General features: G+C 61.9%; 23 protein-coding genes. 14 read left to right on the forward strand and 9 right to left on the reverse strand.

Annotated features, from left to right (window positions below; translation table 11 throughout):
• Positions 1–2: 2 nt before the first annotated feature.
• From C8K44_RS09900 to C8K44_RS09910, 3 genes are all read left to right on the forward strand, one after another.
• Positions 3–911, forward strand: coding sequence for a LysR family transcriptional regulator (locus C8K44_RS09900; protein WP_109575610.1), 909 nt, complete (start codon positions 3–5; stop codon positions 909–911).
• Positions 912–987: 76 nt separating this feature from the next.
• The gene (locus tag C8K44_RS09905; RefSeq protein WP_109575611.1) at positions 988–1,653 is read left to right on the forward strand and encodes a DUF1007 family protein; all 666 of its coding nucleotides are present in this window, start codon (positions 988–990) and stop codon (positions 1,651–1,653) included.
• Between the two features lie 13 nt (positions 1,654–1,666).
• Positions 1,667–2,767, forward strand: a complete 1,101-nt coding sequence (locus tag C8K44_RS09910) for a nickel/cobalt transporter (protein ID WP_199227069.1) — start codon at positions 1,667–1,669, stop codon at positions 2,765–2,767.
• A gap of 105 nt (positions 2,768–2,872) precedes the next feature.
• Here the strand turns inward: C8K44_RS09910 and C8K44_RS09915 are convergent, their stop codons facing one another.
• On the reverse strand, positions 2,873–3,094 hold the full coding sequence (locus tag C8K44_RS09915; protein WP_109575612.1) for a hypothetical protein: 222 nt from the start codon (positions 3,092–3,094) through the stop codon (positions 2,873–2,875).
• A 42-nt stretch (positions 3,095–3,136) separates the two neighbouring features.
• On the reverse strand, positions 3,137–3,430 hold the full coding sequence (locus C8K44_RS09920) for a hypothetical protein (RefSeq protein WP_109575613.1): 294 nt from the start codon (positions 3,428–3,430) through the stop codon (positions 3,137–3,139).
• Positions 3,431–3,644: 214 nt separating this feature from the next.
• Between C8K44_RS09920 and C8K44_RS09925 the strand changes: the two genes are divergently transcribed.
• A complete protein-coding gene (locus C8K44_RS09925; protein WP_109575706.1) occupies positions 3,645–4,361 on the forward strand; it encodes a response regulator transcription factor in 717 nt (238 codons plus the stop codon).
• The gene (locus C8K44_RS09930) at positions 4,358–5,791 is read left to right on the forward strand and encodes an ATP-binding protein (RefSeq protein ID WP_109575614.1); all 1,434 of its coding nucleotides are present in this window, start codon (positions 4,358–4,360) and stop codon (positions 5,789–5,791) included. Before C8K44_RS09925 ends, C8K44_RS09930 begins: the two co-directional genes overlap by 4 nt.
• Before the next feature lie 2 nt (positions 5,792–5,793).
• Here C8K44_RS09930 and C8K44_RS09935 read toward each other — a convergent pair whose 3' ends face one another.
• A complete protein-coding gene (locus tag C8K44_RS09935; RefSeq protein WP_109575615.1) occupies positions 5,794–6,000 on the reverse strand; it encodes a hypothetical protein in 207 nt (68 codons plus the stop codon).
• 141 nt (positions 6,001–6,141) lie between these two features.
• On the reverse strand, positions 6,142–6,825 hold the full coding sequence (locus C8K44_RS09940) for a GNAT family protein (protein WP_109575616.1): 684 nt from the start codon (positions 6,823–6,825) through the stop codon (positions 6,142–6,144).
• 83 nt (positions 6,826–6,908) lie between these two features.
• Here C8K44_RS09940 and C8K44_RS09945 point away from each other — a divergent pair, with 83 nt between their 5' ends.
• Complete coding sequence (locus C8K44_RS09945) at positions 6,909–8,093, forward strand: pyridoxal phosphate-dependent aminotransferase (RefSeq protein ID WP_109575617.1); 1,185 nt, start codon at positions 6,909–6,911, stop codon at positions 8,091–8,093.
• 6 nt (positions 8,094–8,099) lie between these two features.
• On the opposite strand, the gene C8K44_RS09950 is transcribed toward C8K44_RS09945, so the two are convergent.
• From C8K44_RS09950 to C8K44_RS09960, 3 genes are all read right to left on the reverse strand, one after another.
• The gene (locus tag C8K44_RS09950; RefSeq protein ID WP_109575618.1) at positions 8,100–8,855 is read right to left on the reverse strand and encodes an SDR family oxidoreductase; all 756 of its coding nucleotides are present in this window, start codon (positions 8,853–8,855) and stop codon (positions 8,100–8,102) included.
• Between the two features lie 297 nt (positions 8,856–9,152).
• Entirely contained in the window at positions 9,153–9,899 is a 747-nt protein-coding gene (locus C8K44_RS09955; protein WP_109575619.1) for a tellurite resistance TerB family protein, read from the reverse strand.
• 101 nt (positions 9,900–10,000) lie between these two features.
• Positions 10,001–10,930: a rhodanese-related sulfurtransferase gene (locus C8K44_RS09960; protein ID WP_109575620.1), complete on the reverse strand. Its 930-nt coding sequence runs from the start codon at positions 10,928–10,930 to the stop codon at positions 10,001–10,003.
• A 174-nt stretch (positions 10,931–11,104) separates the two neighbouring features.
• Between C8K44_RS09960 and C8K44_RS09965 the strand changes: the two genes are divergently transcribed.
• The gene (locus tag C8K44_RS09965; RefSeq protein ID WP_109575621.1) at positions 11,105–11,971 is read left to right on the forward strand and encodes an N-acetylmuramidase domain-containing protein; all 867 of its coding nucleotides are present in this window, start codon (positions 11,105–11,107) and stop codon (positions 11,969–11,971) included.
• A 164-nt stretch (positions 11,972–12,135) separates the two neighbouring features.
• Positions 12,136–12,777, forward strand: a complete 642-nt coding sequence (locus C8K44_RS09970; protein WP_109575622.1) for a 2-dehydro-3-deoxy-phosphogluconate aldolase — start codon at positions 12,136–12,138, stop codon at positions 12,775–12,777.
• Between the two features lie 79 nt (positions 12,778–12,856).
• On the opposite strand, the gene C8K44_RS09975 is transcribed toward C8K44_RS09970, so the two are convergent.
• Positions 12,857–14,539, reverse strand: a complete 1,683-nt coding sequence (locus C8K44_RS09975) for a DUF882 domain-containing protein (RefSeq protein ID WP_109575707.1) — start codon at positions 14,537–14,539, stop codon at positions 12,857–12,859.
• Positions 14,540–14,912: 373 nt separating this feature from the next.
• Positions 14,913–16,412 carry a sigma-54 dependent transcriptional regulator gene (locus tag C8K44_RS09980; RefSeq protein ID WP_109575623.1) on the reverse strand — a complete coding sequence of 500 codons (1,500 nt, stop codon included), beginning with the start codon at positions 16,410–16,412 and terminating at the stop codon, positions 14,913–14,915.
• A gap of 143 nt (positions 16,413–16,555) precedes the next feature.
• On the opposite strand from C8K44_RS09980, the gene C8K44_RS09985 reads away from it, so the two are divergent.
• The 6 genes from C8K44_RS09985 to C8K44_RS10010 all read left to right on the forward strand — a co-directional run bounded on the left by C8K44_RS09985 (position 16,556) and on the right by C8K44_RS10010 (position 23,296).
• Complete coding sequence (locus tag C8K44_RS09985) at positions 16,556–18,391, forward strand: M3 family oligoendopeptidase (RefSeq protein ID WP_109575624.1); 1,836 nt, start codon at positions 16,556–16,558, stop codon at positions 18,389–18,391.
• Between the two features lie 30 nt (positions 18,392–18,421).
• Positions 18,422–19,576, forward strand: a complete 1,155-nt coding sequence (locus C8K44_RS09990; protein WP_199227063.1) for an aminodeoxychorismate synthase component I — start codon at positions 18,422–18,424, stop codon at positions 19,574–19,576.
• Complete coding sequence (locus C8K44_RS09995) at positions 19,525–20,190, forward strand: aminotransferase class IV family protein (RefSeq protein ID WP_109575625.1); 666 nt, start codon at positions 19,525–19,527, stop codon at positions 20,188–20,190. The genes C8K44_RS09990 and C8K44_RS09995 overlap by 52 nt, the downstream gene beginning before the upstream one ends.
• A gap of 67 nt (positions 20,191–20,257) precedes the next feature.
• Positions 20,258–21,181 (forward strand): DUF3445 domain-containing protein, encoded by a 924-nt coding sequence (locus C8K44_RS10000; RefSeq protein WP_109575626.1) that lies wholly within the window; start codon positions 20,258–20,260, stop codon positions 21,179–21,181.
• A gap of 140 nt (positions 21,182–21,321) precedes the next feature.
• Positions 21,322–22,767 carry a homospermidine synthase gene (locus C8K44_RS10005; protein WP_109575627.1) on the forward strand — a complete coding sequence of 482 codons (1,446 nt, stop codon included), beginning with the start codon at positions 21,322–21,324 and terminating at the stop codon, positions 22,765–22,767.
• A gap of 145 nt (positions 22,768–22,912) precedes the next feature.
• Positions 22,913–23,296: a hypothetical protein gene (locus C8K44_RS10010; protein WP_109575628.1), complete on the forward strand. Its 384-nt coding sequence runs from the start codon at positions 22,913–22,915 to the stop codon at positions 23,294–23,296.
• The last annotated feature ends 237 nt before the right edge of the window (positions 23,297–23,533 follow it).

The following is a 23,533-nucleotide window of genomic DNA, read 5'->3' on the forward strand; positions in this document are numbered from 1 at the left end:
CCATGGACACACTGACCCGCATGCGCGCATTCATCGACGTGGTCGAGGCCGAGGGTTTTTCGGCCGCCGCGCGCAAGATCGGCCGCTCCAAGGCGCTGCTGTCCAAGTATGTGCGCGAGCTGGAGGACGAACTCGGCGCGCTGCTGCTCAATCGCACCACGCGCCAGTTCTCGCTGACTGAAGCTGGCCACACCTACTATCGCCGCGCTTCGGAAATCATCCGCGAGGTCGACAGCCTGGCCGACGCCGTACGCGAATCTTCCGGCGACGTACGCGGCCGCGTCAAGCTTTCGGCACCGCGGACTTTCGCCGACGCACCGATCGGCCAGTCGTTGATCGATTTCGCCAAGGAGCACCCCGACATCGTGCTGGAAATCCATCTCGATGATCGTTTCGTCGATCTCGTCGAAGAGGGTTTCGACCTTGCCATCCGCATTTCACGGCTTGAGAACTCATCCTTGATCGCACGCCGGCTGGCCCCGTTCGGCGTCAGGGTCTGCGGCTCGCCGGAGTTGATCGAAAAGCACGGCGTACCGAAGCGCCCGGCTGATCTCAGTGGACTGCCCTGCATCATCGACACGAACGGCCGCTACCTCTCCAATTGGCCATTCGCCGCCGACACCGGCGAGGCGATGACGGTCTCGGTTTCGGGGCCGATGGAGGTCAACAGTCCGATGGCGGCGCGTGCTGCGGCAGTCGCGGGGCTCGGCTTCGCTATGTTGCCGGACTTCATCGCCGCTCCCGACATCGAGGCCGGCCGGCTGGTGCCTGTGCTCGACGATCGACTGCCCAGCGGCGCCGGCATTTTTGCAGTCTACCCGCATCGCCGCTATCTGCCGGCGAAGATCCGCGTTTTCGTCGACTTCCTGGTGCAATGGTTCAAGGCGAACCCTTGCGACCATTCGGCATAATCGGCGGCACGCGTCCCACTTTTGCCCGGTTTCTGATAACTGTCGGCATCACCCAAAGCGCGGGACCGCCAGTACCATGATTCTGAAATCGTCAAAGACCATGTTGGCGACAGCCGCAGCGGTTTTGCTGGCCATGACCGTGCCGGCAAGCGTTCATCCGCACGTGTTTGCCGAGGCCCGGCTCGACGTCGTGCTCAATCTCGACAGCACCGTGAAGTCGCTGCGCCATCTCTGGCGTTTCGACGACCTGTTTTCCAGCACCGTGCTGATGGAGTTCGACAAGAATTCCGACCTCAAGCTCGACGATTCCGAACTGGCGGAGGTATCCAAGACGGTGTTCGAGTCGATCGGCGAATACAATTACTTCCAGGTCGTGACCGTCGACGGCAAGGATGTGGCGATGAAGCCGCCGTCCAACCTGATCGCCAATTTCGAGGATCAGCAGCTCATCATCCTGTTTGAGACCGAGCCGAAAGAGCCGCTGAAGCTCGCTGGCAAGATCGACTTCGGCGTCTATGATCCGACCTTCTACACCGCGATCGATTTCACCGAAGACTCCAACCTCTCAGTCGCCAACCTGCCCTCGATCTGCAGCCGCTCCGTGATCCGCCCCGATCCGGATGAAGCGATTGCGCAGAACCAATCGAAACTGACCGAGGCGTTCTTCAACGATCCATCGGGCACCGACATGAGCAAGATATTTGCCACGCGCCTGGAATTGAACTGCCAAGCCAAGGGGTGATGCAGTGAAGAAGATGACGATCCGCCTGGTCTTCGGACTTTTGGCGCTCAGCTACGTGCTCAGCCATTTTGCCCTTCAGGCGCATGCGCAGAGCTCCCTGGGGATCGGCACCAACGAGGCGATCGTGCCTTCGACCGGCCTGTTTTCCGGGCTGCTCAACTGGATCAACGTCCACCAGCAGCAATTCTACCGCTCGCTGACAGGTTCGCTGAAGGCGATGCGCGACGGCCAGAGCGGGGGCATTTGGCTGCTGGTCGGCCTGTCGTTCGCTTACGGCGTCTTCCATGCGGCAGGTCCCGGCCACGGCAAAGCCGTGATTTCGTCCTACATGCTCGCCAACGAAGTGGCGCTGCGCCGCGGCGTCATGCTGTCCTTCGTGTCGGCATTCCTGCAGGGCGCCACCGCCATCGTCTTGATGTCGCTGGTGTTCCTCGTCTTGCGCGGCACCTCGGTGTCGATGACCAACGCGACCTGGTTCCTGGAGACCGTCAGCTACGCGCTGATCGCCGCATTCGGAGCGTGGCTGTTGTGGAGGAAGCTCAAACCGATGGCATTCGGCCTTGCGGGCGCTGCTCCGGTGCACAGCCTGTCAGCCGCCCATGCGCATGGTCATGGCCATGACCATGCCAATTGCGGCCACGATCATTCACACGACCATTACCATGGCCACGCCCACCACCATGATCATGGCCACGCGCATCACCATCACGATCATGTTCATCACACCGCTGGCGACGTCTGCTCGACCTGCGGCCATTCGCATGCGCCTGACCCCAAGCTGCTTGAAGGCAAGCATTTCGACTGGCGAACGGCCTGGTCGGCCGTCGCAGCTGTCGGCATCCGCCCCTGTTCCGGCGCGCTGATCGTGCTCAGCTTCGCCTTCCTCAACGGGCTGTGGGCTGGCGGCATCCTGTCGGTCTTCGCTATGGCTCTGGGAACGGCGATCACTGTCTCGACGCTGGCGGTGCTGGCCGTGACGGCGAAGAACTGGGCTGTGGCCATCGCCGGCGACGGCCGCGCCGGAAACCGCGTCCACAATGTCATCGAGATCGGCGGCGCAGCACTCGTCATGCTGCTCGGCCTGGCGTTGCTGGCGGCAAGCCTGAGCGCCTAGGGCGCTCGCTGTCACCCAAACATGACTTGCGCAAAAGAAATCCGCCCTGGAGCTGCGGCTGCCAGGGCGGAATTCGTCGAACCACGTCCTGCGTGGCTTCGGATGTTACATGGCAGTGGTGGACTTCTTCGGAGCCGCAGTCTTCTTGTGTTTCTTGGGGGTGGTCTTGTGGGTGGTCTTCTGGACCGGCTTCTTCACTGCCGGCGCTGTGGTGCTCGTCGCGGCTGCACTGGCCGCGTTGGCGGAACTGGCGGTCAGGACGGGAGCCGAGAAGGCCACAGCGACGGCCAGGCCAAGAGCGGTCAGGAGGGTCTTGTTGACGTTCATGATAGGTTTCCTTTGCACAAGGGCCTGGTTTGAGTTTGCCGATCAGGGTTCGATCGGTTGCACTCCAAGCATCTTCAGTGCTGTCGCATAGGCGCGGATGCCCTGGGCCTGCTGTTTGCCGGCACAGAATTTCATCGCCTTTTTCTGGAGAGCTTGCGCTTCGGCGGCCCGTTTTGCCTCGGCGTGTTCGGTGATCTCGTGGGTGAACTGCTGTTGCAGCTTGTCGCAACGTTCGGTTCTGCTGATGGTCCCCTTCGATTGCGCCTGGGTACCGGTCGCGCCTAGCGAAAGAGCTGAAAGCAGAACGATCGTCGAACTGATCACAAGCTTTCGCATGTCGTTTCAGGCACCCGTGGCTAAGCAACACGGTTGTTATCGCGGATCGACTTGTCGGGTATTTTTCCGGTTTGCAGAGTTTTGTTTCTGGATTGTAACTGGCGAATTCAGTGCAGCAGGTGACCAGCATCCGCTGGCCAAATCGATGCGCGGACCTTATTTTGCCAAGGTCCTGGCCGATCCCCATCCAGCGCGACAGCGGAAGCAAATTGAATTGAAAGCCGACGTCCACATTCTGATCGTCGACGACGACAGGGAAATCCGCGACCTGCTCCAGGAGTTCTTCCAGAAGCATGGCATGCGTGTTTCGACAGCCCGCGACGACGACGAGATGCAGGCAGCGCTTCGCCGCGCGCCTGTCGACCTCATCATCCTCGACGTCATGCTGCCGGGCAAAAGCGGTCTCGATATTTGCCGCGACCTGCGCATCCATTCCAAGATACCGATCATCATGCTGACGGCGGTCACAGAGACGATCGACCGCGTCGTGGGGCTTGAGATGGGCGCCGACGACTATGTACCGAAACCCTTCGACCCCCGCGAATTGCTGGCTCGCACCCGCGCCGTATTGCGCCGGCCGAGCACCGCAGGTGCGGCTCATCGCCCGGTGCCGCAAGTATACAAGTTCGCCGGCTGGACGCTTGATGCCTCTCGGCGCAGGCTGCTAAGGCCCGACGAGGTACGGGTCGAACTGACCACCGCCGAATTCAACCTGCTCCACACATTGGTGAGAAGCGCGCAGCGCGTCTTGAGCCGCGAGCAGTTGGTGGAATTGTCCAACCAAAGTGGCGACTACAGCTACGACCGTAGCGTCGACATTCTGGTCAGTCGCCTGAGGCGCAAGATGGAAGACGATCCGCGTTCTCCCAAGCTGGTACTGACGGTACGCGGCGGCGGCTATCAATTCGTCCCGGAGGTGTCAGCCGAATGAATTGGCTCCTGCCACGGTCGCTGCCCGCCTGGGTTCTGCTGATCGTCATCGCAGGACTTCTGGCCATCCAGGTTTCTACGCTTTCCATTGTCTCGCGCGAGCGCGTCGCCTCAAACAACGTCCTTGATCTGCTGCGGCTCAACGACCGGGCCCTGTCGCTGACCAAGCTGATGTACGCCGAAGAACCAGCGGACCGCACCCGCATAGCCGCCGGTCTGTCGGTGCCGCCACACGTGCTCAGCACGTCGGATACCTCGGCAATCACCTCGTCTATCCCCGCTGACGACGACATGGCTGAGCTCGAGGACATCATCGTTGGGCGGCTGTCGAAATACGGCGTCGAGGAAGCGCGAGTGCGGCGCGAGACGGCAGAAACACGACCCAGCCAAAGCGCGACCCAATCGGATGAAAGCATGGGCAGTGTCGAGCGTGAACTGGTGGACTTGTCATCCGATTTCACAAACTCCGATACGCTGGTCGCATCGATCGAGTTCAAGGACGGCCAGTGGCTCAATTTCACCATGCAGGCCACGCCGCCCAGTCCCATTCTCAACACCGACAGCCTGCCGCTCTACGGATCGGTCGCAGCCCTTGTGGTTTTGCTGTCGATCTGGTCGCTTCGCCGGCTGACCGCACCGTATCGCGCGCTCGAAAGCGCAGTCCGGCGCATCGGCGAAGATCTGAAAAGCCCACCGCTGCCGGAGTGGGGCAGCAGTGAATACAGATCGGCGGCCCGCGCGGTAAATACCATGCAGGCGCGATTGCGCGAATATGTCGAGGATCGTGAACTTCTCGCCGCAGCACTCGCCCATGATCTCAGAACGCCGTTGACGCGCATTCGCCTGCGTCTTGAATTGTTGCGCAACTCGCCCCTGCGCACGGCGCTGATGCACAATCTTGCCGACATCGAGGCGATCTCGGCCTCGGTCCTCGACTTCGCAAACTTCGAAGCCAAGGGCGAGGCCTCCGAGCGGATCGACTTCTGGTCGTTGGTGGACTCTATCGCCGACGGCAATCCGCATGTCGTCTTCGACGGCGCACGCGCCCATGCGCGCGGACTGATCTGCTACGGCCAGGCTATCGCGCTGCGCAGGTGCGTTGTGAACCTCGTCGACAATGCGGTGAAATATGGCGGCAAGGCGCGCCTTGCCTTGTCGCGCGACAAAGTTCGTATCCTGCTGACCATCGACGATTCCGGACCAGGCATCCCCGAAGCCCAGATGGAGACGATCTTCCGTCCGTTTATCCGGCTCGAAGGTTCGCGTAACCGCCAGACCGGCGGTTTTGGTCTAGGCCTGACGATCGCCCGCAACATCGCCCGCCGATTTGGTGGCGACGTCACGCTCCAAAACAGGGCCGACGGTGGTGGCTTGCGGGCCGAGCTGACGATTCCGCTGGCCGAAGCGGTACAACCGCTTGCGGCAAAATAGGCTCAGTTGCCGTTCCTGCGCTGGCTGCGGCCGCGCAGCCAGAACACGCCGAAGAAGCCTAGCACGAACAGCACCGCGACTACCCCGGCAGCCACAGTCGAGTAGCTGCCGACCGCCAGCATGATTTTCGGCAGGAAGAATGCCGCGACGCCGAAGATGATCATGATCCAGGCGGCGGCGACGGCGGCGTGGCGGGTTTTGGTGTCCATCGGCGAGGCCTCAGATCCAGATGTTGCCGGGTTCAAGGCCCGTGACGCAGAGCTTCATAGCGCTCGTCGGCGCATCAGCCAACGCGCCAATGCCGGTTCCTTTGTCGCATGCGTAAGTCGGCCAGCCAAAACTGGCACGTTTCATGTTCCAACTTCTGCGCGAAAGTCCTCGAGCTTGCGCTTCTGCTGACCTGCGGCATCAAAATTTGCCGGATCGAGCCAGGCTTCATAGGCCTGCCTTAGTGCAGGCCATTCCTTGTCGATGATCGAGTACCAGGCCGTGTCGCGGTTTTCACCCTTGGCAACCATGTGCTGGCGAAAGATGCCCTCGAACTTGAAGCCAAAACGTTCGGCGGCACGCTTGGACGGCTCGTTGCGGTTGTTGCACTTCCACTCGTAGCGGCGGTAGCCGAGTTCGAAGATGTAGCGTGCAAACAGGAATTGCGCCTCAGTCGCCGCCGGCCTACGGGAGATGATGTCGCTCCAGTAGATATTGCCGATCTCGATGGCGCCTTGAGCCGGATCGATGCGCATCAGCGTCTGGCGCCCGGCCATCTTGCCGCTCGCCTTGTCGATGACCACGAAAAAAAGCGGATCCTCGCTTGCCGCCGATTTGTCGAGCCATGGCTGGAACTCGGCGCGAGTCTGCGGCTTGGTGTCGAACAGCCAGCGGAACCGGCCTTCGGCATCCTGGGCGGTCGCCATCTCGAACAGGCGCTCGCCATGCTTTGCCGCGTCTAGCGGTTCGAGGCGCACATAGCGTCCATCAAGCACGATGCGCTCAGGGCGCGGACGCGGCTTCCAGTCGTGCAGGTTCTCGGTCAACGATCTCTCCAATTCGTTTGACATGGCCGCCCGGACCCTCGCAAAAATACGAAGTGACCGAAAGAACCAGACGGATTGCCGGAATGCTCCAAACGATTGCCGCCTTCGACCGCCTCGGCGAAGAAAACGCATTTGCCGTTCTGGCGCGCGCCACGGCACTTCTCCATGAGGGGCGCGACATCGTCAATCTCGGCATCGGCCAGCCAGATTTCCGCACACCCGACCACATCGTCGAAGCGGCAATCAAGGCATTGCGCGACGGCCATCACGGCTACACGCCCGCCAACGGTCTTTTGGTGACACGCGAGGCGGTGGTACGACGCACGCTGACGACCACAGGTGTCGAGGTTTCGCCCGAAAGCGTCATGATCATGCCTGGTGGCAAGCCGACGATGTTCGCTGCGATCCTGATGTTCGGCGAACCGGGCGCCGAGATCCTGTACCCCGACCCCGGCTTTCCGATCTATCGCTCGATGATCGAGTTCACCGGAGCGACACCGGTGCCGGTTCCGATGCGCGAGGCCAACGGCTTTGCCTTTTCGGCCGAGGAAACACTTTCGCTGATCACGCCCAAGACGCGGCTTTTGATCCTCAATTCGCCCGCCAATCCGACAGGTGGGGTGACGCCGCGCATGGAGATCGCCAAGCTGGTCAAGGGGCTGGAAGCCCATCCGCATGTCGCTGTCATGTCCGACGAAATCTACGACGTCATGACCTATGACGGCGAGCAACACACCTCGCTGCTCAGCTTTCCTGAAATCCGAGACCGGCTGATCGTGCTCAATGGATGGTCCAAGACCTGGGCGATGACCGGCTGGCGCATGGGCTGGTCGATCTGGCCGAATGCTCCTCACAGCGGCATGCTCTACGACAAGGTACGCAAGCTCGCGGTCAATTGCTGGTCCTGCGTCAACGCGCCGAGCCAGTATGCCGGCATTGCTGCGATCGACGGGCCGCAGGACGACGTCGACAAGATGATGCGTGCTTTCGACAATCGCCGCAAGATCGTCGTCGAGGGGCTGAATACGATCCCCGGCATTTCCTGCATCACGCCGAAGGGTGCCTTCTATGCCTTCCCCAATGTCGAAAAGACCGGCTGGAAGGCCAAGAAACTCGCCTCGGCACTGCTCGAAGAAGCTGGCGTCGCGCTGATCGGCGGGCCGGATTTCGGCATCCTTGGCGAAGGTTATATCAGGCTGTCCTACGCCAATTCCGAAGAAAACATCCTGCGCGCGCTGGAGCGCATTGAGGCGTTTTTGGCGAAATAGAGCCGTTCACCCACGCCCGACATAGGGCATCTTCGTCGCCATCACGGTCATGAACAGCACATTGGCGTCGAGTGGCAGGCCGGCCATGTAGACCACGGCCTCGGCGACACGGGCGACGTCCATCACGGCCTCCGCAGCGATCGAGCCGTCGGCCTGCTGCACGCCAACGGTCATGGGCGCGGCCATCTCCGTCAGTGCATTGCCGATGTCGATCTGGCCGCAGGCGATGTCGAAGGGCCGGCCATCGAGTGCCAGCGTCTTGGTAAGGCCGGTTATGGCATGCTTGGTGGCGGTATAGGGCACGGATCCAGGGCGCGGCGCATGGGCCGAGACGGAACCATTGTTGATGATGCGCCCACCCATGGGCTCCTGCCTGCGCATGGCTGCAAATGCCGCGCGTGAGCATAGGAACGATCCGGTGAGGTTGACTGACACCACTTCGTTCCAGGCTTCGACCGGGATCTCGTCGATGGTGGACGCCTTGTAGCCCATGCCGGCATTGTTGAAGAGCAGATCGACCCGACCGAAGGCTTCGGTGATGGTCTCGAACATGTCGTCGACTTGCTCAGGCCTGGTGACGTCGCAGACAACGGCGAGCGCCTTGGCGTCGGTCTTGCCAGCGTCGTGGATCGCTTCATCCAGCACATGCTTGCTGCGCCCGCAAAAGACGGTGTTCCAGCCATCGTGGAGCAATGCGGTAGCCACCGCCTTGCCGATGCCCTTGCCAGCACCCGTAACCACCGCAACCCTGTTGCTCGCCATGATGAAGCCCTCCCCTGCGCATGACCAATCGCCGGCGGACGATCCTTCGTAGCACCTTAAATCTAGAGCGCAGGGTCAAGCAAAACCAGATTGGATTTGCTTGATAGTCCATCCAGAAATGTCGAGGGGAGTCACACAAAAAGGGCGGTCATTGGCGACCGCCCAGTTTTAAATCGAACCGTGCTTGGGAGGAGGAGAGCCGATCCGAATGAGAAAAGGATGCGCCTGCTCGGTTAACAAATCCTTAACGCGAAGAATTGCCTTTTAGCGGCTTTCTGCGCGCCCTCATCGCAACCGCTACCAGCGAGGATTAACCTGCGGATTGGCGGACGCCTCGATCGGCACCTTGACGCTCGAAATGGTTGCCTCGACGTGGTCGACCAATGCGTCCGGCAACTGAAGCCGGCCAGCAAGCAGATCGAGATAGCCGCGCTCGGCGCGGGAGTCGGGTTCGATCGCAAGACGCGAGGCGGTGTACAGCTCGACCTTCTGCGCGTCGGTCTGGGCGGCGGCCACGATCGCGTCCAGATCCAGCGGCGCATCGAGTTCGTCCTTCAGGAACTGCCCGGCCTCGGAATCGAGGCCCGACAGGCTGAGCCTGTCGCCGATCTTCTTGCGCTCGGCGTCGTCGATATGGCCGTCGGCCTTGGCTGCCGCGATCATGGCGCGGATCAGCGTCAGCGCGAATTCGGTCTCGCCTTGCGGTGCCTGGGCCGGGTGGAAGGAGTTGTCGGCCGGTGGCGGCAGAAGCTGCGTGTCAGGATTGGTGTTGGCGGTGGCATCAGGCGCGTTGCCGGCCTTGTAGTTCTGGTAGGCCTTGTAGGCGAGGCCACCGATGGCGGCGAGACCACCGACCTTCAACGCGGTGCCGGTGACCTGGCGTCCGGTACCAGTGCCGAGCAGCACGGCGACCAGGGCGCCCGCGGCCAGCGGATTGTCCTTGGCAAGCTTGGTCGCCTGCCCCGCCTTGTCGCGCACGGTGGAACCGGTGCCTGGAATCGTGGAGCCGAGCAGATCGTCGAGCAGCTTCTTGGGGTCGAACATAGGTGCCTCCGGTTTGGAATGACGGTCGCCGTCAGGTAGGCGGACGAAGGCGACATTACAATGACGTCAGCCAATTTGGCGAGGCCGTCGGAGGCGCGGGACTAGCCGCCAATATGCGGATGTGTACCGCGCCTTTCGGCAAGTTCCACCTGTTTGTGGCGTTCTGCATAGCGGGCACGGTCTTCTTCGGTGCGGGCGTCATGGCAATGCGGACACGAAACACCGGATACGAATTTCGGCGACAAAACCTCTTCGGGCTTGAGCGGGTGCCGACAGGCCCGGCACAGTTCTGCCTCGCCTACGGCCAGGCCATGGGAAACCGATACGCGCTCGTCGAAGACGAAACACTCACCCTGCCACAAGCTCTCTTCGGCCGGCACCTCTTCGAGATACTTGAGGATGCCGCCCTTGAGATGGAAGACATCGTCGATGCCGAGCGACTTCACATAGGCAGTCGCCTTTTCGCAGCGGATGCCGCCGGTGCAGAACATTGCCACCTTGCGGCCTTCCAGTTCGCTGCGGTGGCTCTCGACCCAGGCCGGGAACTCGCGGAAACTCTTGGTTTGGGGATCGACCGCGCCGGAAAACGTGCCGATCGACACTTCATAGTCGTTGCGGGTGTCGACGACGATGGTGTCCGGATCGGAAATGAGCGCGTTCCAGTCATCCGGTTCGACATAAGCACCGACGCTGGCAAGTGGGTCGATGCCCTCCACGCCCATGGTGACGATCTCGCTCTTGAGCCGCACTTTCATACGGTGGAACGGCATCGCTTCGGCGGCGCTATACTTGACCTCAAGTCCGGCGAATTCCGGCATAGCTTCGAGATAGGCGATGAGTTCGGCAACCGCCTGTTCGGTACCGGCGACGGTACCGTTGATGCCTTCGCGGGCAAGCAACAGCGTGCCCTTGATGCCGCGGCCACAGCAAAAGGCGGCCAGCGGGGCGCGCAAGGCCTCGAAACCCTCGAGCCGGCAGAAACGGTAGAGGGCGGCAACACGGAAGTGGGGTGCGGGCGTGGAAAGATTCATGGCGAGAGCCCCTAACGCCTTGGCTCGCGATTTTCAATGCAATGCGGAAAGGCAAACGATTACAAATGGTTCCAGATTCGTTGAGATCGCGGCCCCAAGCCGGATGCAAACATATTTATCCACGCCTGCCAAAGTCGGGCGACAATCGCACCGACGAAAGGGAGTGCCAGGCGCATGTTCAGCAAGCAGACGGCAGCGGAAATTGAAAAGGCGGCCAGGGAGCTCGGGATCGAACCGGCAGCATTGCTTGCCATCGCCGAGATCGAAAGTGCTGGCCAGGTCTTTGCCAGGATCGACGGACGAAACGAGCCGCTGATCCGCTTCGAAGGGCATTATTTCGACCGCAGGCTTTCCGGCGACAAGCAAGACAACGCGCGGGCCGCCGGCCTCGCCTCACCGACAGCGGGCGCCGTTGCCAATCCGCGTGCCCAGGCGGCACGCTGGCAGATGCTAGACCAGGCGGCCGGCATCGACCACCAGGCGGCCTATGAGTCGACGTCGTGGGGTCTCGGGCAGGTGATGGGCGCGCATTGGCTTTGGCTCGGCTTCGACAACGTCGATGCCCTTGTGGAGGAAGCCCGCTCGGGAGCCGCCGGTCAAGCCCGGCTGATGGCTCGCTACATTGAAAAAGCCGGCCTCACCGAAGCGCTCAACAGGCACGACTGGGAAGCGGTCGGGCACGGCTACAACGGCCCCGGCTTCCGCAAGAACGCTTATCATCTCAAGCTCGCGGAGGCATATCAGCGACAGATCGACGGCCCAGCGCCGGGCGACCGGCTGATGAAAGTCGATTCGCGCGGCGAAATGGTGACCGAGCTTCAGGAAGCTCTCGTCGCACTCGGCTATCCGGTCGACACCGACGGCATCTTCGGGCCTGGCACGGCAGCCGCAATCAAGAAATTTCAAAGCGAACACGGTCTTGCCGCCGACGGGATCGCCGGCGAGCGTACCCAGGCAGCTCTTGAAAAGGCACTGCAGCCGGCTGCCGGATTTTGGTCCAGCCTGAAAGCTTGGCTGGTGGGGCTTTTCGGCAGATCTTAAAGGACCCTGCACTGGTTTAGCTGCTACAGTGTCCTTCGGGCGTCCATTGATTGCGCGGCGGTGCAGTGCATCCGGGCCCGCAACACCAAGTCGCTACCGGTTTCGTGGACTTGCAATGCGCCGTCTGTTAAATCGGTTGAAAATTGACAGTGGAACGGAATGCCATGACCAGCAAAACCCAAAAACTCCTTGCGCTGCTGGATGGCCAGCCAGTCATTCCAGTGCTGAAGATCGAGCGCGCCGCCGATGCGGTACCGCTTGCCCGCGCGCTGGCACGCGGCGGCCTCAAGGCAATCGAAATCACGCTCAGGACCGACGAAGCGCTGGAATCGATTCGCCGCGTTGCCGCCGAGGTCGAGGATTGCATCGCCGGTGCAGGCACCGTCCTGAACGCGCGCCAGTTCGACGAGGCGGTTGCCGCCGGGTCGAAATTCATCGTCAGCCCGGGCCTAACCCGCGAATTGATCGCTCATGCCGCCAACAGCGATATCCCGCTGCTGCCGGGCACCATCACTCCCGGCGAGATCATGACCGCACGCGAGGCGGGCCTCGACTTCCTGAAGTTCTTCCCCGCAGAACAGGCCGGCGGCGCACCTTTCCTCAAGGCCTTGGCTTCGCCTCTCGCTGACGTGAAGTTCTGCCCGACCGGCGGGATCTCGGCGAAGAACGCCAAGGAATACCTCAGCCTGCCGAATGTGGTCTGCGTCGGCGGTTCCTGGGTGGCACCCGACGAAATGGTCAAGGCAGGCGACTGGGCCGGCATCGAGGCCCTCGCCGCCGAGGCAAGCAAGCTGCGCAAGAACTGATCGTCTCCCTCGGAGAATCCGACAAAGAAAAAGCCGCGCTGGTTGTCCAGCGCGGCTCTTTTTTTGTTCGGGAGTCCGGTCAGTTCGTTCCGAAGCGAGCGACCGAGAGGAACTTGACGGCACTACCCGAGAAACGATGGGCGTCGGTAGCCTCGTTGCCCTGCTGGAAGCCGGCCGTGTAGACTTCCTTGGGCGCAGTGCGAACCAGATTATAGGCAAAGCCCGGCGCCTTGGTGTTGGTCGTGACCGTGATGACCTGGGCGCCGCTGCGCAGTGCCCAGCGTGCGGCATCGGGGGCTGCTGCAACCACGACAGCCTTGGGATCCGGCTTGGCCTCCTGAGCGAGCGGGCGGGCAGCCTTGCGCGTTGTCTTGACGTTGCCACCAATGGCAGCGGCAGGGTCGGTTCCAGCCGAGGCCGTAGCGATCGCGCTCTTGGGCGTGGCGACAGCTACCGCTTCAGGCTGATCGAACACGGACCGCTGCTCCGGCTGAGGCGCCAGGGCGGCAACTTCGAGTTCGGCCTGCGCGCCCTCGTCTTCTGTCGGAATGTCGTTGGCAGCAGCCAAGGCAGCTTCAACGGTCATGTCCTGCGGACGAGCTGACGGCAGCGGCGCGTTGACGTCGCTGGCGATCGCCGGCGCGTCGTCAGTCGAAGCAAGCGCCATCAGCACGGCCTGGTTCTCAGGCTTGAGCTCGGCCGGAGGCGTATGGTTCGGACGCCAGGTCGGCAGCGGCACATTGGCAGCAATCTGCTGTTCGGCCGCGGTAGGCTGTTCGCTTTCGGCAAGCGGAGCGGATGCTGCGCCGAATGGTACGTTCTCGGCTGTGGCCGAGACAATTTCGGCCTGCGGCCGCGGGGCTACGCCAGGCAATGGCACGCTACGCGCTGGAAGGGCCGCAATGATGGTCTCGGGTTCCTGCTCGGCAACCTGCGGCAGCTCGGCGCGCTGTGCGTTCTCAGGCGAAACGATCTGGATTCCAGGCTGCGCCTTTGGAGCCGGCGCGGCCGCCACGACCTGGGTCGGCGCCTTCTTGGGGGCAACAGCTGCAATCGTGCTTTCGCCGGTATCTTCTTCCTCGTCGGCGCCGCCGCCGCCGAACAGCGCGGCAAACAGGCCGCCGCGCTTGGCAGGCGAAGCGCTGGCCATGACCAGGTCGCCGCTGCTCTTGCGTGCCTGATAGGAGGCAAGCGCCTGCTCGAAGCCCGGCAGCGGCTTGCCGTCGCTCGGCACATGCAGCGTCTTGCCGGATGGGAATACGGCCACAAGTTCCTGGCGGCTCATGCGCGGCCAATGGCGCACATTGCCGACATCCATGTGGACGAAGGGTGAACCGGAACGCGGATAGTAACCAACGCCGCCGGCCTGGACGCGCAGACCCGCGTCACGCAGCTTCTTCAGCGGAACACCGGGAATGTAGAAGTCCATCGCCTTGCCAAGCATGTGCTGGCTTTTTTCGGCAACGCCGCTCGAGCGGCTGCGAAGCAGCGAATTGGTGGCAGGCGAACGATAGGCGGAAACAACGCTGATGTAGCCGGTAGCGCCAACCGAACGGTAGGATTCCCAAACGACGTCAAACAGACGCGGGTCCATCTTCGTCGGCTCGTTGCGGCGCCAGTCGCGGAGGAACTGATTGAGTTTCTTCAGGCCGGCGGCATCGTATCTGCCATTGCGCTTGAACGTGATCTCAGCCTTCTCGCCCGTGTGGGTGTAGAAAAGCTTGAGCGTCCGCGTTTCGGCGGAGGCCTGGGAGGCTGTCATGAAACCAAAAGCCAGCGCTGCGGCGGTAAGCCACTTTTGCAACACTTTGGATTTCGAGTGACGCCCTTCGGTGTTCTCGATCCTGTTCAAATCAAAAGGCCCTGTTAGGCTGCCATCTGTCCCCGGATTTGAAGCCCGGACACGCTTACGGATTCGCGTCCGAATATCGATCCTAATGGTTAATCACTGATTATTGAAGCCGAAATGCGGTGAGACCATGGCGATGTCCAACCAAAAAAGAAGCGCGCTTTTTTATGGTAAACCGCTGGTTTAAACCACAAAAACAGCGATTAACAAATATGCGCGCACCCGAATTTTCATGCGGCGCGCAAGCGACACGCAAGCCTTAATTCAGTTCCGCTAAAGAAAAATATCAGGAAGCGAGTCTCTCGCTCCGCCCGGTCTCAGGATCGATTCCGTACTCCTTGAGCTTGCGGTACAGCGTCGAGCGCCCGATTCCCAACCGCCGCGCGACCTCGCTCATCTGGCCATGATAGTGGTCGATGGCGAGCCGGATCATCTCGAATTCAACGTCGGACAGTGGACGTACATTGCCACGCTCGTCGAGCGCCCGCAGCATTCCCGGCCTCGCCCGTTCCGGGGCCCGCGGCAGTACGGGAGCGGGGAGAGACGCTCGTTCGGTGCCCGTATCGGCAACAGTGGTGCCGCCGAGATCGACAACGCCTTCGACCTGAGCGCGTATCTGCGGAAACTCGTCTTCGGTCAGCACATCGCCTTCAGACAGGACACACGCACGGAAAATGGCGTTTTCCAGCTGCCGGATGTTGCCCGGCCAGTCATAGGCCTGAAGCAATGCCAGTGCATTTTCCGAGATCATCGGAATCCTGCCATGCGGGCTTGCCGGCGCGACACGGGAAATGAAATGACTGACGAGCAGCGGAATATCGTCGCGGCGCTCACGCAACGGCGGCACGAAAATCGGATAGACGTTGAGGCGGTAGAACAGGTCCTCGCGGAATTTGCCGTCCTTGACCTGTTGCAAGAGGTTGCGGTGCGTCGCCGAAATCAGCCGGATGTCGACCTTGACGGTTGATCGTCCGCCGACGGGATCGACCTCGCCTTCCTGCACGGCGCGCAACAGCTTGACCTGCACGTCGAGCGGCAGATCGCCGATCTCGTCGAGGAACAAGGTTCCCTTGTCGGCTTCGACGAACTTGCCCGCGTGCTTGTCCGTCGCACCGGTGAATGAGCCCTTCTCATGGCCGAACAGGATACTTTCAACCAGATTGTCGGGGATCGCCCCGCAATTGACAGTAACGAAGGGCTTCGAGCGCCGATCGCCGGACCCCTGGATGGCACGTGCCACAAGTTCCTTGCCGACCCCCGATTCGCCCTCGATCAGGATCGGGATGTTCGATGCCGACGCCTTCTGGCCGAGCCGGATGACCCGGTCCATGGCCGGGCTTCGGGTGATCATGTCGCGGAAGGTCAACAGCCCGCTGCCGCGCCGCGCCGTCCGCCGGATCTCGCCTCCGACGGCCTCGACTTTGAGCGCGTTCGCAATCGCTGCTTGGAGCTTGTCCGGCGACGCTGGTTTGACGACGAAATCGAAGGCGCCGTTGCGCATCGCCGACACCACGGTCTCGATGCCGCCCTGCGCCGTCTGGACGATGACCGGAATGGCCATGCCGCGTTCGCGCATGGCCTTGAGCACGCCGATGCCATCGATGCCCGGCATGGACAGGTCGAGGATGATCACGTCGATCTCGCCGCCACGCGGTCCGTCGAGCAGGCGCAAGGCCGCCTCCCCGCCATCCGCCACGAGAGCGGTGTGGCCGAATTTCGTCACCGCGGCGTCGACAAGGCGACGTTGGACGGGATCGTCATCGACTATGAGAATCGAACCTGCCATGAATGTCCGGAATATGCCCGTAGCTGCCGTTTTGGATGTGGATCATCCTGGCACAGGGTTCTAAATAAGGTTTCAAAAAAGCCGGTGAACGAATCCCTTATGATTTGAACGAACCGGTACAAGTAAGTGAAAAGGAAGACGCAATGCGTTGGAATTCCGGGCAAGAGATGTCAGCCACAGCCTCCGCAGGGAGTGTGACAGGGCTTGGCGAACTGCCCGAATGGAACCTCGGCGACCTCTATGCCGGGATGGAAGCGCCCGAGCTTGTCCGCGACCTCGACAAGGCCTCGGCCGATGCGGTCGCCTTCGAGGCCCGCTGGAAAGGAACGCTTTCGATCGAGGCAGCGCGTGGTGCCGCAGGCAAGCTTGGCGAGGCGATGCGCAGCTACGAGGCGCTGGAGGAACTTGTCGGGCGCGTGGTCTCTTATGCCGGACTGGTCTACTCCGGCGACACCTCCGACCCCAAGCGCGCCAAGCTCTACGGCGACGTCCAGGAAAAGATGACCGACGCCAGCGCGCATCTCTTGTTCTTCGCGCTCGAACTCAACCTCGTCGACGACGAGCTGATCCTCCAGGCGCTCGACGATGATCCGGCCTTCGGCCACTACCGCCCTTGGGTGCTCGACCTGCGCAAGGACAAGCCTTACCAGCTCGAAGACCGCGTCGAGCAGCTGTTCCATGAGAAGTCGATCACCGGGCGCGGTGCCTGGAACAGGCTGTTCGACGAGACGATGTCCGACCTGCGTTTCGACATCGGCGGCGAGGAACTGACCCTCGAGCCGGCGCTGAACAAGCTTCAGGACCCGGACGGCGAGGTGCGCAAGGCGGCATCCGAAGCACTTGCCGCGACCTTCCGCAAGAACCTGCGCGTATTCACCCTGATCACCAACACCTTGTCCAAGGACAAGGAGATTTCCGACCGCTGGCGCGGCTTCGAAGACATTGCCGACTCCCGACACCTAGCCAACCGGGTCGAGCGCGAAGTGGTCGACGCCCTCGCCGCCGCCGTTCGCGAGGCCTATCCGCGCCTGTCGCACCGCTATTATGCGATGAAGGCCAGATGGCTCGGCATGGAGGTGATGAACCATTGGGATCGCAACGCGCCGTTGCCCGAGACGCCGCAGGCAACCATTGGCTGGGACGAAGCCAAGGACACGGTGCTGACCGCTTATCAGCGCTTTTCGCCTGAGATGGCCGACATCGCGCGCGATTTCTTCGACCGCCGCTGGATCGACGCGCCGGTGCGTCCGGGCAAGGCGCCAGGCGCCTTTGCGCACCCCACGGTGCCCTCGGCGCATCCCTACGTCCTGCTCAACTACATGGGCAAGCCGCGCGACGTCATGACCCTGGCCCACGAACTCGGCCACGGCGTGCATCAGGTACTGGCTGGCGGCCAGGGCGCGCTGATGGCCTCCACACCGCTGACGCTGGCCGAAACCGCGAGCGTGTTCGGCGAGATGCTGACCTTCCGCTCGCTGCTCGACCGCACCACCGACAAGCGCGAGCGCAAGGCGATGCTGGCCCAGAAGGTCGAAGACATGATCAACACGGTCGTGCGCCAGATCGCCTTCTACGAATTCGAGCGCAAGGTGCATTCCGAGCGAAAGAATGGCGAGCTGACCTCCGACCAGCTCGGCCAATTCTGGCTCGAGGTGCAGGCCGAGAGCCTGGGGCCGGCGATCAAGCTGCGCGACGGTTACGAGGTGTTCTGGTCCTACATCCCGCACTTCATACATTCGCCCTTCTACGTCTATGCCTACGCCTTCGGCGATTGCCTGGTGAACTCGCTCTATGCGGTCTACCAGAATGCAGAGAGCGGCTTTCAGGAGAAGTATTTCGAGATGCTGCGCGCTGGCGGCACCAAGCATCACTCCGAGCTTCTGAAGCCGTTCGGGCTCGACGCCACCGACCCGGCCTTCTGGCAGAAGGGTCTTGCCGTCATCGACAACCTCATTGACGAGTTGGAAGCGCTGGACTGAGCCCGGCACGTTCCCATACACGCTGAAATCATGGCTGATATTGCTTCTCCATTCGTCCTATTCAGGGACGACCCCGCCGGCCGCGAGGTGCTGTTCGAGGCACCCCGCGAAGTCATTGTCGCGCATGACACTGCGGACTTTTTTCCGGCCTTGCAGGCAGCCCAAAAGGCGCACGAACAGGGCAAATGGCTGGCCGGCTATTTTTCCTACGAGGCCGGCTACCTGCTCGAACCCAAGCTTCGGCCGCTCCTTCCCGAGGGCCGGCGCGCTCCGCTGGTGTGCCTTGGCGTGTTCGACCAGCCATCGGACCGCAACCGGGCGCCATCGCGCGAACCCGTCACCAACGGACCGATCTTCGACGCCCGGGCGACATGGTCAGAAGCCGACTATGAACGCCGTTTCAGGAAACTGCACCAGCATCTGCGCCAGGGCGATTGCTACCAGGCCAACCTGACATTCCCTGTCCATGCGCAATGGACCGGCCAAGCGCTCGATGCCTTCGATGCGCTGATCGCGCGCCAGCCCGTGAAGTATGGCGCGCTTGTATCGCTCGGCGGCCCCGTGGTGCTTTCGCGCTCGCCCGAGCTGTTCTTCGAGATTGACAGCGAAGGCTGGATCGAGACCCATCCGATGAAGGGTACTGCCCCGCGCGGCAAGACGCCCGAAGAGGACGCAGCACTGCGCGAATTCCTGCGCAACGACGGGAAAAACCAGGCGGAAAACCGCATGATCGTCGATCTCTTGCGCAACGACATCTCGCTCATCAGCGAGGTCGGCACGCTCGACGTGCCCGAACTGTTCCGCATCGAGAGCTATCCGACAGTGCACCAGATGGTCAGCCGCGTGCGGGCCAAGCTCTTGCCGGGGCTTTCCATCGAGCGGGTGTTTGCCGCCCTGTTTCCATGCGGCTCGATCACCGGCGCGCCTAAAATCCGGGCGATGGAGATCCTGCGTGAACTGGAAAGCGTGCCGCGCGACGTCTATTGCGGCGCAATCGGCTGGATAGCACCTGGCGGGACGATGCGTTTTTCCGTGGCGATCAGGACCATCACTCTGCATGAGGACGGCGAGGCCGTGTACAATGTCGGTGGCGGAGTTGTCTTCGATTCAACTTCGGAAGCGGAGTACGCGGAATGCCTTCTCAAAGCACGCTTCGCCACGGGCACGGTGCCGGCTTCGAGCTGATCGAGACCATGCGCTGGGAACCGGCGACCGGCTTCCTGCGTGGGGGCTTGCATCTTGCGCGGCTCAGGGCGTCTGCCAAGGCACTTGGCTTCACCTTCGACCAGGGAACTGTCGAAAATGCGCTTAGGCTCGCGGTGGGTGGCGACACCGCCCTCAGGGTCCGCCTGGCCCTTTCCGCCGATGGCAGCGTCGATATCACGACGCAGGCCTTCACTCCGCTTGCTCCTGATACCACCTGGATCGTGCGCATCGCCGACACGAGGCTCGCCTCGTCAAATCCGCTGCTTCGGCACAAGACCACGCGCCGCGACGCCTATGATCGCGCCCGCGCCGAATTTTCGCGCGAACAGGCCGACGAGGTGATCCTGCTCAACGAGGCTGGCGACGTCTGCGAAGGCACGATCACCAATGTCTTCGTTGATATGGGCGACGGCGGCCCGCTCAAGACGCCTGCCCTCGCCTGCGGCCTGCTCGCCGGGGTGCTGCGCGGCGAAATGATCGAAGGCGGCATGGCTGTGGAGGCGGTCGTGAGCGCTGCCGATTTTCGCCGAGCCGCGAAAATCTGGTTCGGCAATTCGCTGCGCGGTTTGATCGCGGCGAACCTGGCCCAATAGCGCGACATTGCCGACATCCCGCGCCGCAGGCTAAGCCACACCCAGCCACTCAGTCCGACAAGTTGCGATGACCGACAGCCCCACCCACACCCCATATGACGGCAGCTCGAAACCATTCGCCATCGGCCTCAAGCAAGCCGAGCCGCGCGACTGGATCGAGCTCGACGATCATCTCGAGGCCTATCTCTCGGAAAAAGACAGGCTCTATGCCGAGTTGCCCGACAAGGTGTTCGTCGCCGAGCCGGAAACGCGGGAGGCCCAGCAGGAAGTGCTCGACCTCCTGGTCGCGCATCTCGTCGAGCGCTTCCCCGAAGCCTATTGCCTCGAAGGCGGCCGCTGCGTCGTCGCAGGGACAGACCGGTCCGTCGATATCCAGAACGCTGGCGACAATCCGCTGATCGCCGCCTCGAAGCTGGTGCAGGAAGATCTCATTCTGATGCGGCAGGGCGAGAATGGCTGGCGGCTGGCGGCCGGCTCGCTGTGTTTTCCCTCGTCATGGAAGCTCACCGAAAAATTCGGCCTGCCAATCCACCAGATCCACGGCCCCGTGCCCGGCTTCGGCCCCGGCACCCGCATGGCCGAGTTGATCGCTCGCATGTTCGACAAGTTGGCTGTGCTGGTCGAGCGTTTCAACTGGTCGATCCAGGCCAGTGGAGATCTCTATCACCCGCTCTCCGACCGCCAGCGCATCGCTCGCTCGTCGGAGACCCAGTCGACCTTTGCCGACGCCGATGTCGCCGGCCGGGCCTTCATCCGCGTCGAGCGGCAGACCTTGAGAAAGCTGCCGGTCTCTGGCGACATCCTGTTCACCATCCGCATCTATCTCGACCCTCTCGCGGTGCTTGCGCAGAGCGACGAACGCGCCCTATTGGCCGCATCCTTCGCAGAGCAACTGATGAGCCTCGACCGCGAGCAACTCGACTACAAAGGCCTCGCCGCCGACCGGGACAGGCTCGTCGATTTCCTGCATTCCATGGCGAACGCCGGCTAACTATAGCGGCATAACGTCCGCTTCCCACAGCATATGGGGCGCCGGATTCGCTTTATTGCAACAAGCATGTATGGTTTAGCTGTTGAAGCCGGGTCAATCGTGGCCCGGCTCTTTTAGTGTGAGAAGGAGTGCCATAAAAAATGGCGAATGAAAAATGGCCCGTTTACGGTGAGATTGCTGGTCCTGTTGTGATGATCGGTTTCGGCTCGATCGGTCGCGGAACTCTCCCCCTCATTGAACGCCATTTCAAGTTCGACAAGTCGCGCATGGTGATTATCGATCCCAGCGACGAGAACCGTAAACTCGCGGATGAGCGCGGCATCAAATTCATCCAGGAGGCGGTAACCAAGGACAATTACAAGGAGCTTCTGACGCCCCTGCTGACCAATGGCGGAGGCCAGGGTTTCTGCGTCAACCTGTCGGTCGACACCGGTTCGGTGGACCTGATGCATCTGTGCCGCAAGCTCGGCACCCTTTACGTCGACACCGTCATCGAGCCGTGGCTCGGGTTCTACTTCGACAACAACGCCGGCAATGACGAGCGCACCAACTATGCGTTGCGCGAAACGCTTCTGGCCGAACGGCGCAAGCACCCCGGCGGCACGACCGCCGTCTCCACCTGCGGCGCCAACCCGGGCATGGTCTCGTGGTTCGTCAAGCAGGCGCTGGTCAACCTCTCCAAGGACCTCGGCATCGAATTCGAGGAACCCGCACAGCACGACCGCGAAGGCTGGGCCGCGCTGATGAAGAAGGCGGGCGTCAAGGGCATTCACATCGCCGAGCGCGACACCCAGCGCACCAAGAATCCCAAGCCGATGAACGTGTTCTGGAACACCTGGTCGGTCGAAGGCTTCATCTCGGAAGGCCTGCAGCCGGCCGAGCTCGGCTGGGGCACGCACGAGACCTGGAAGCCCAAGAACGCCAAGAAGTTCAAGCACGGCAACAAGGGCGCGATCTATCTCGAACAGCCAGGCGCCAACACCCGCGTCCGTACCTGGTGCCCGACGCCAGGACCGCAGTACGGTTTCCTGGTCACCCACAACGAGGCGATCTCGATCTCCGACTTCTTCACAGTGCGCTCCAAGAAGGGCAAGGTGACTTACCGTCCGACCTGCCACTACGCTTATCATCCTTGCAACGACGCGGTTCTGTCGATGCACGAGATGTTCGGCGCCGCCGGCAAGCCGCAGCCAGTGCACCACGTTCTCGACGAGGACGAGCTGGTCGATGGTGTCGACGAACTCGGCGTGCTGCTCTACGGCCACGACAAGAACGCCTATTGGTTCGGCTCGCAGCTGTCGCTGGAACAGGCCCGCAAGCTCGCGCCCTATCAGAACGCAACGGGCCTGCAGGTCTCCTCGGCGGTGCTCGCAGGCATGGTCTGGGCGCTGGAGAACCCGGAGGCCGGTATCGTCGAGGCCGACGAAACCGACTACCGGCGCTGCCTCGAAGTGCAATTGCCCTACCTCGGGCCGGTCAACGGCTATTACACCGACTGGACGCCGCTCGAAGGCCGCCCTGGCCTGTTCGAGGAGGATCTCGACAAGGACGATCCATGGCAGTTCCGCAACGTTCTGGTGCGCTAAAAAAGATGAGAGCGATGGGCACCAGGGAAGTAGGTTTACTGCCCTAGTGCCTTACTGCCTCAGTTCTTAACCGCCTTGCTCTGCCCTTGCCTTCATCGCCAAATCGGGCGATTGAAGGCAAGCGGACTGAGGAGAGGACTACTTCATGACAACTTCGCGCAAAATTGTTTCGGCCGGAGTACTTGCCCTGCTTGCGGCCGCCATTGCCGGCTGCTCTACCAGCGGTGGCTCTTCGGGCGGTGGTTCCGGATCGGCGCCATCGGGTGTGGAAGGTGCTTGGCTCGACGCCAAGGGGACCGGGCTTTCGACCTTCACGAACGGCTCGTTCCAGACGGTCGCAACCGATACCGGCCAGAAGCTTTCTGACGGCACCTACATCCTGACCGGCGCCAATTCGGTACAGATCAACGGCACCTCGTTGATCCGCCAGTCGCCGATCAGCTTCAACTGCCTGCTGATCTCCGCCAACCAGCTGAACTGCACCAGCGGCACCAACCAGCAATTCACGCTGACCAGGCGTTCGGCCTGACCTACCGCAGCGGCCCGAAAATCAGATCAGATTTTCAAGGGGCGCGATGCGTGGATTCGTAGTTTCAGAGCGCCGTGCGTCCATTCGAACGCACGGCGCTTTGGTTTACGTACGTATGCTCCTGCGCACGGCAAGTAAGCCGGCTTGTCGTTTCCGATTCTCCCTTGCATCCGCAAAATGAGGATGTGAACATGGCACCAAGGAATGTGTAACATTCCGGTCAAGCGAAGACGCTAA

The organism is Aminobacter sp. AP02, from assembly GCF_003148805.1.
In the GTDB taxonomy this organism is placed as follows: domain Bacteria; phylum Pseudomonadota; class Alphaproteobacteria; order Rhizobiales; family Rhizobiaceae; genus Aminobacter.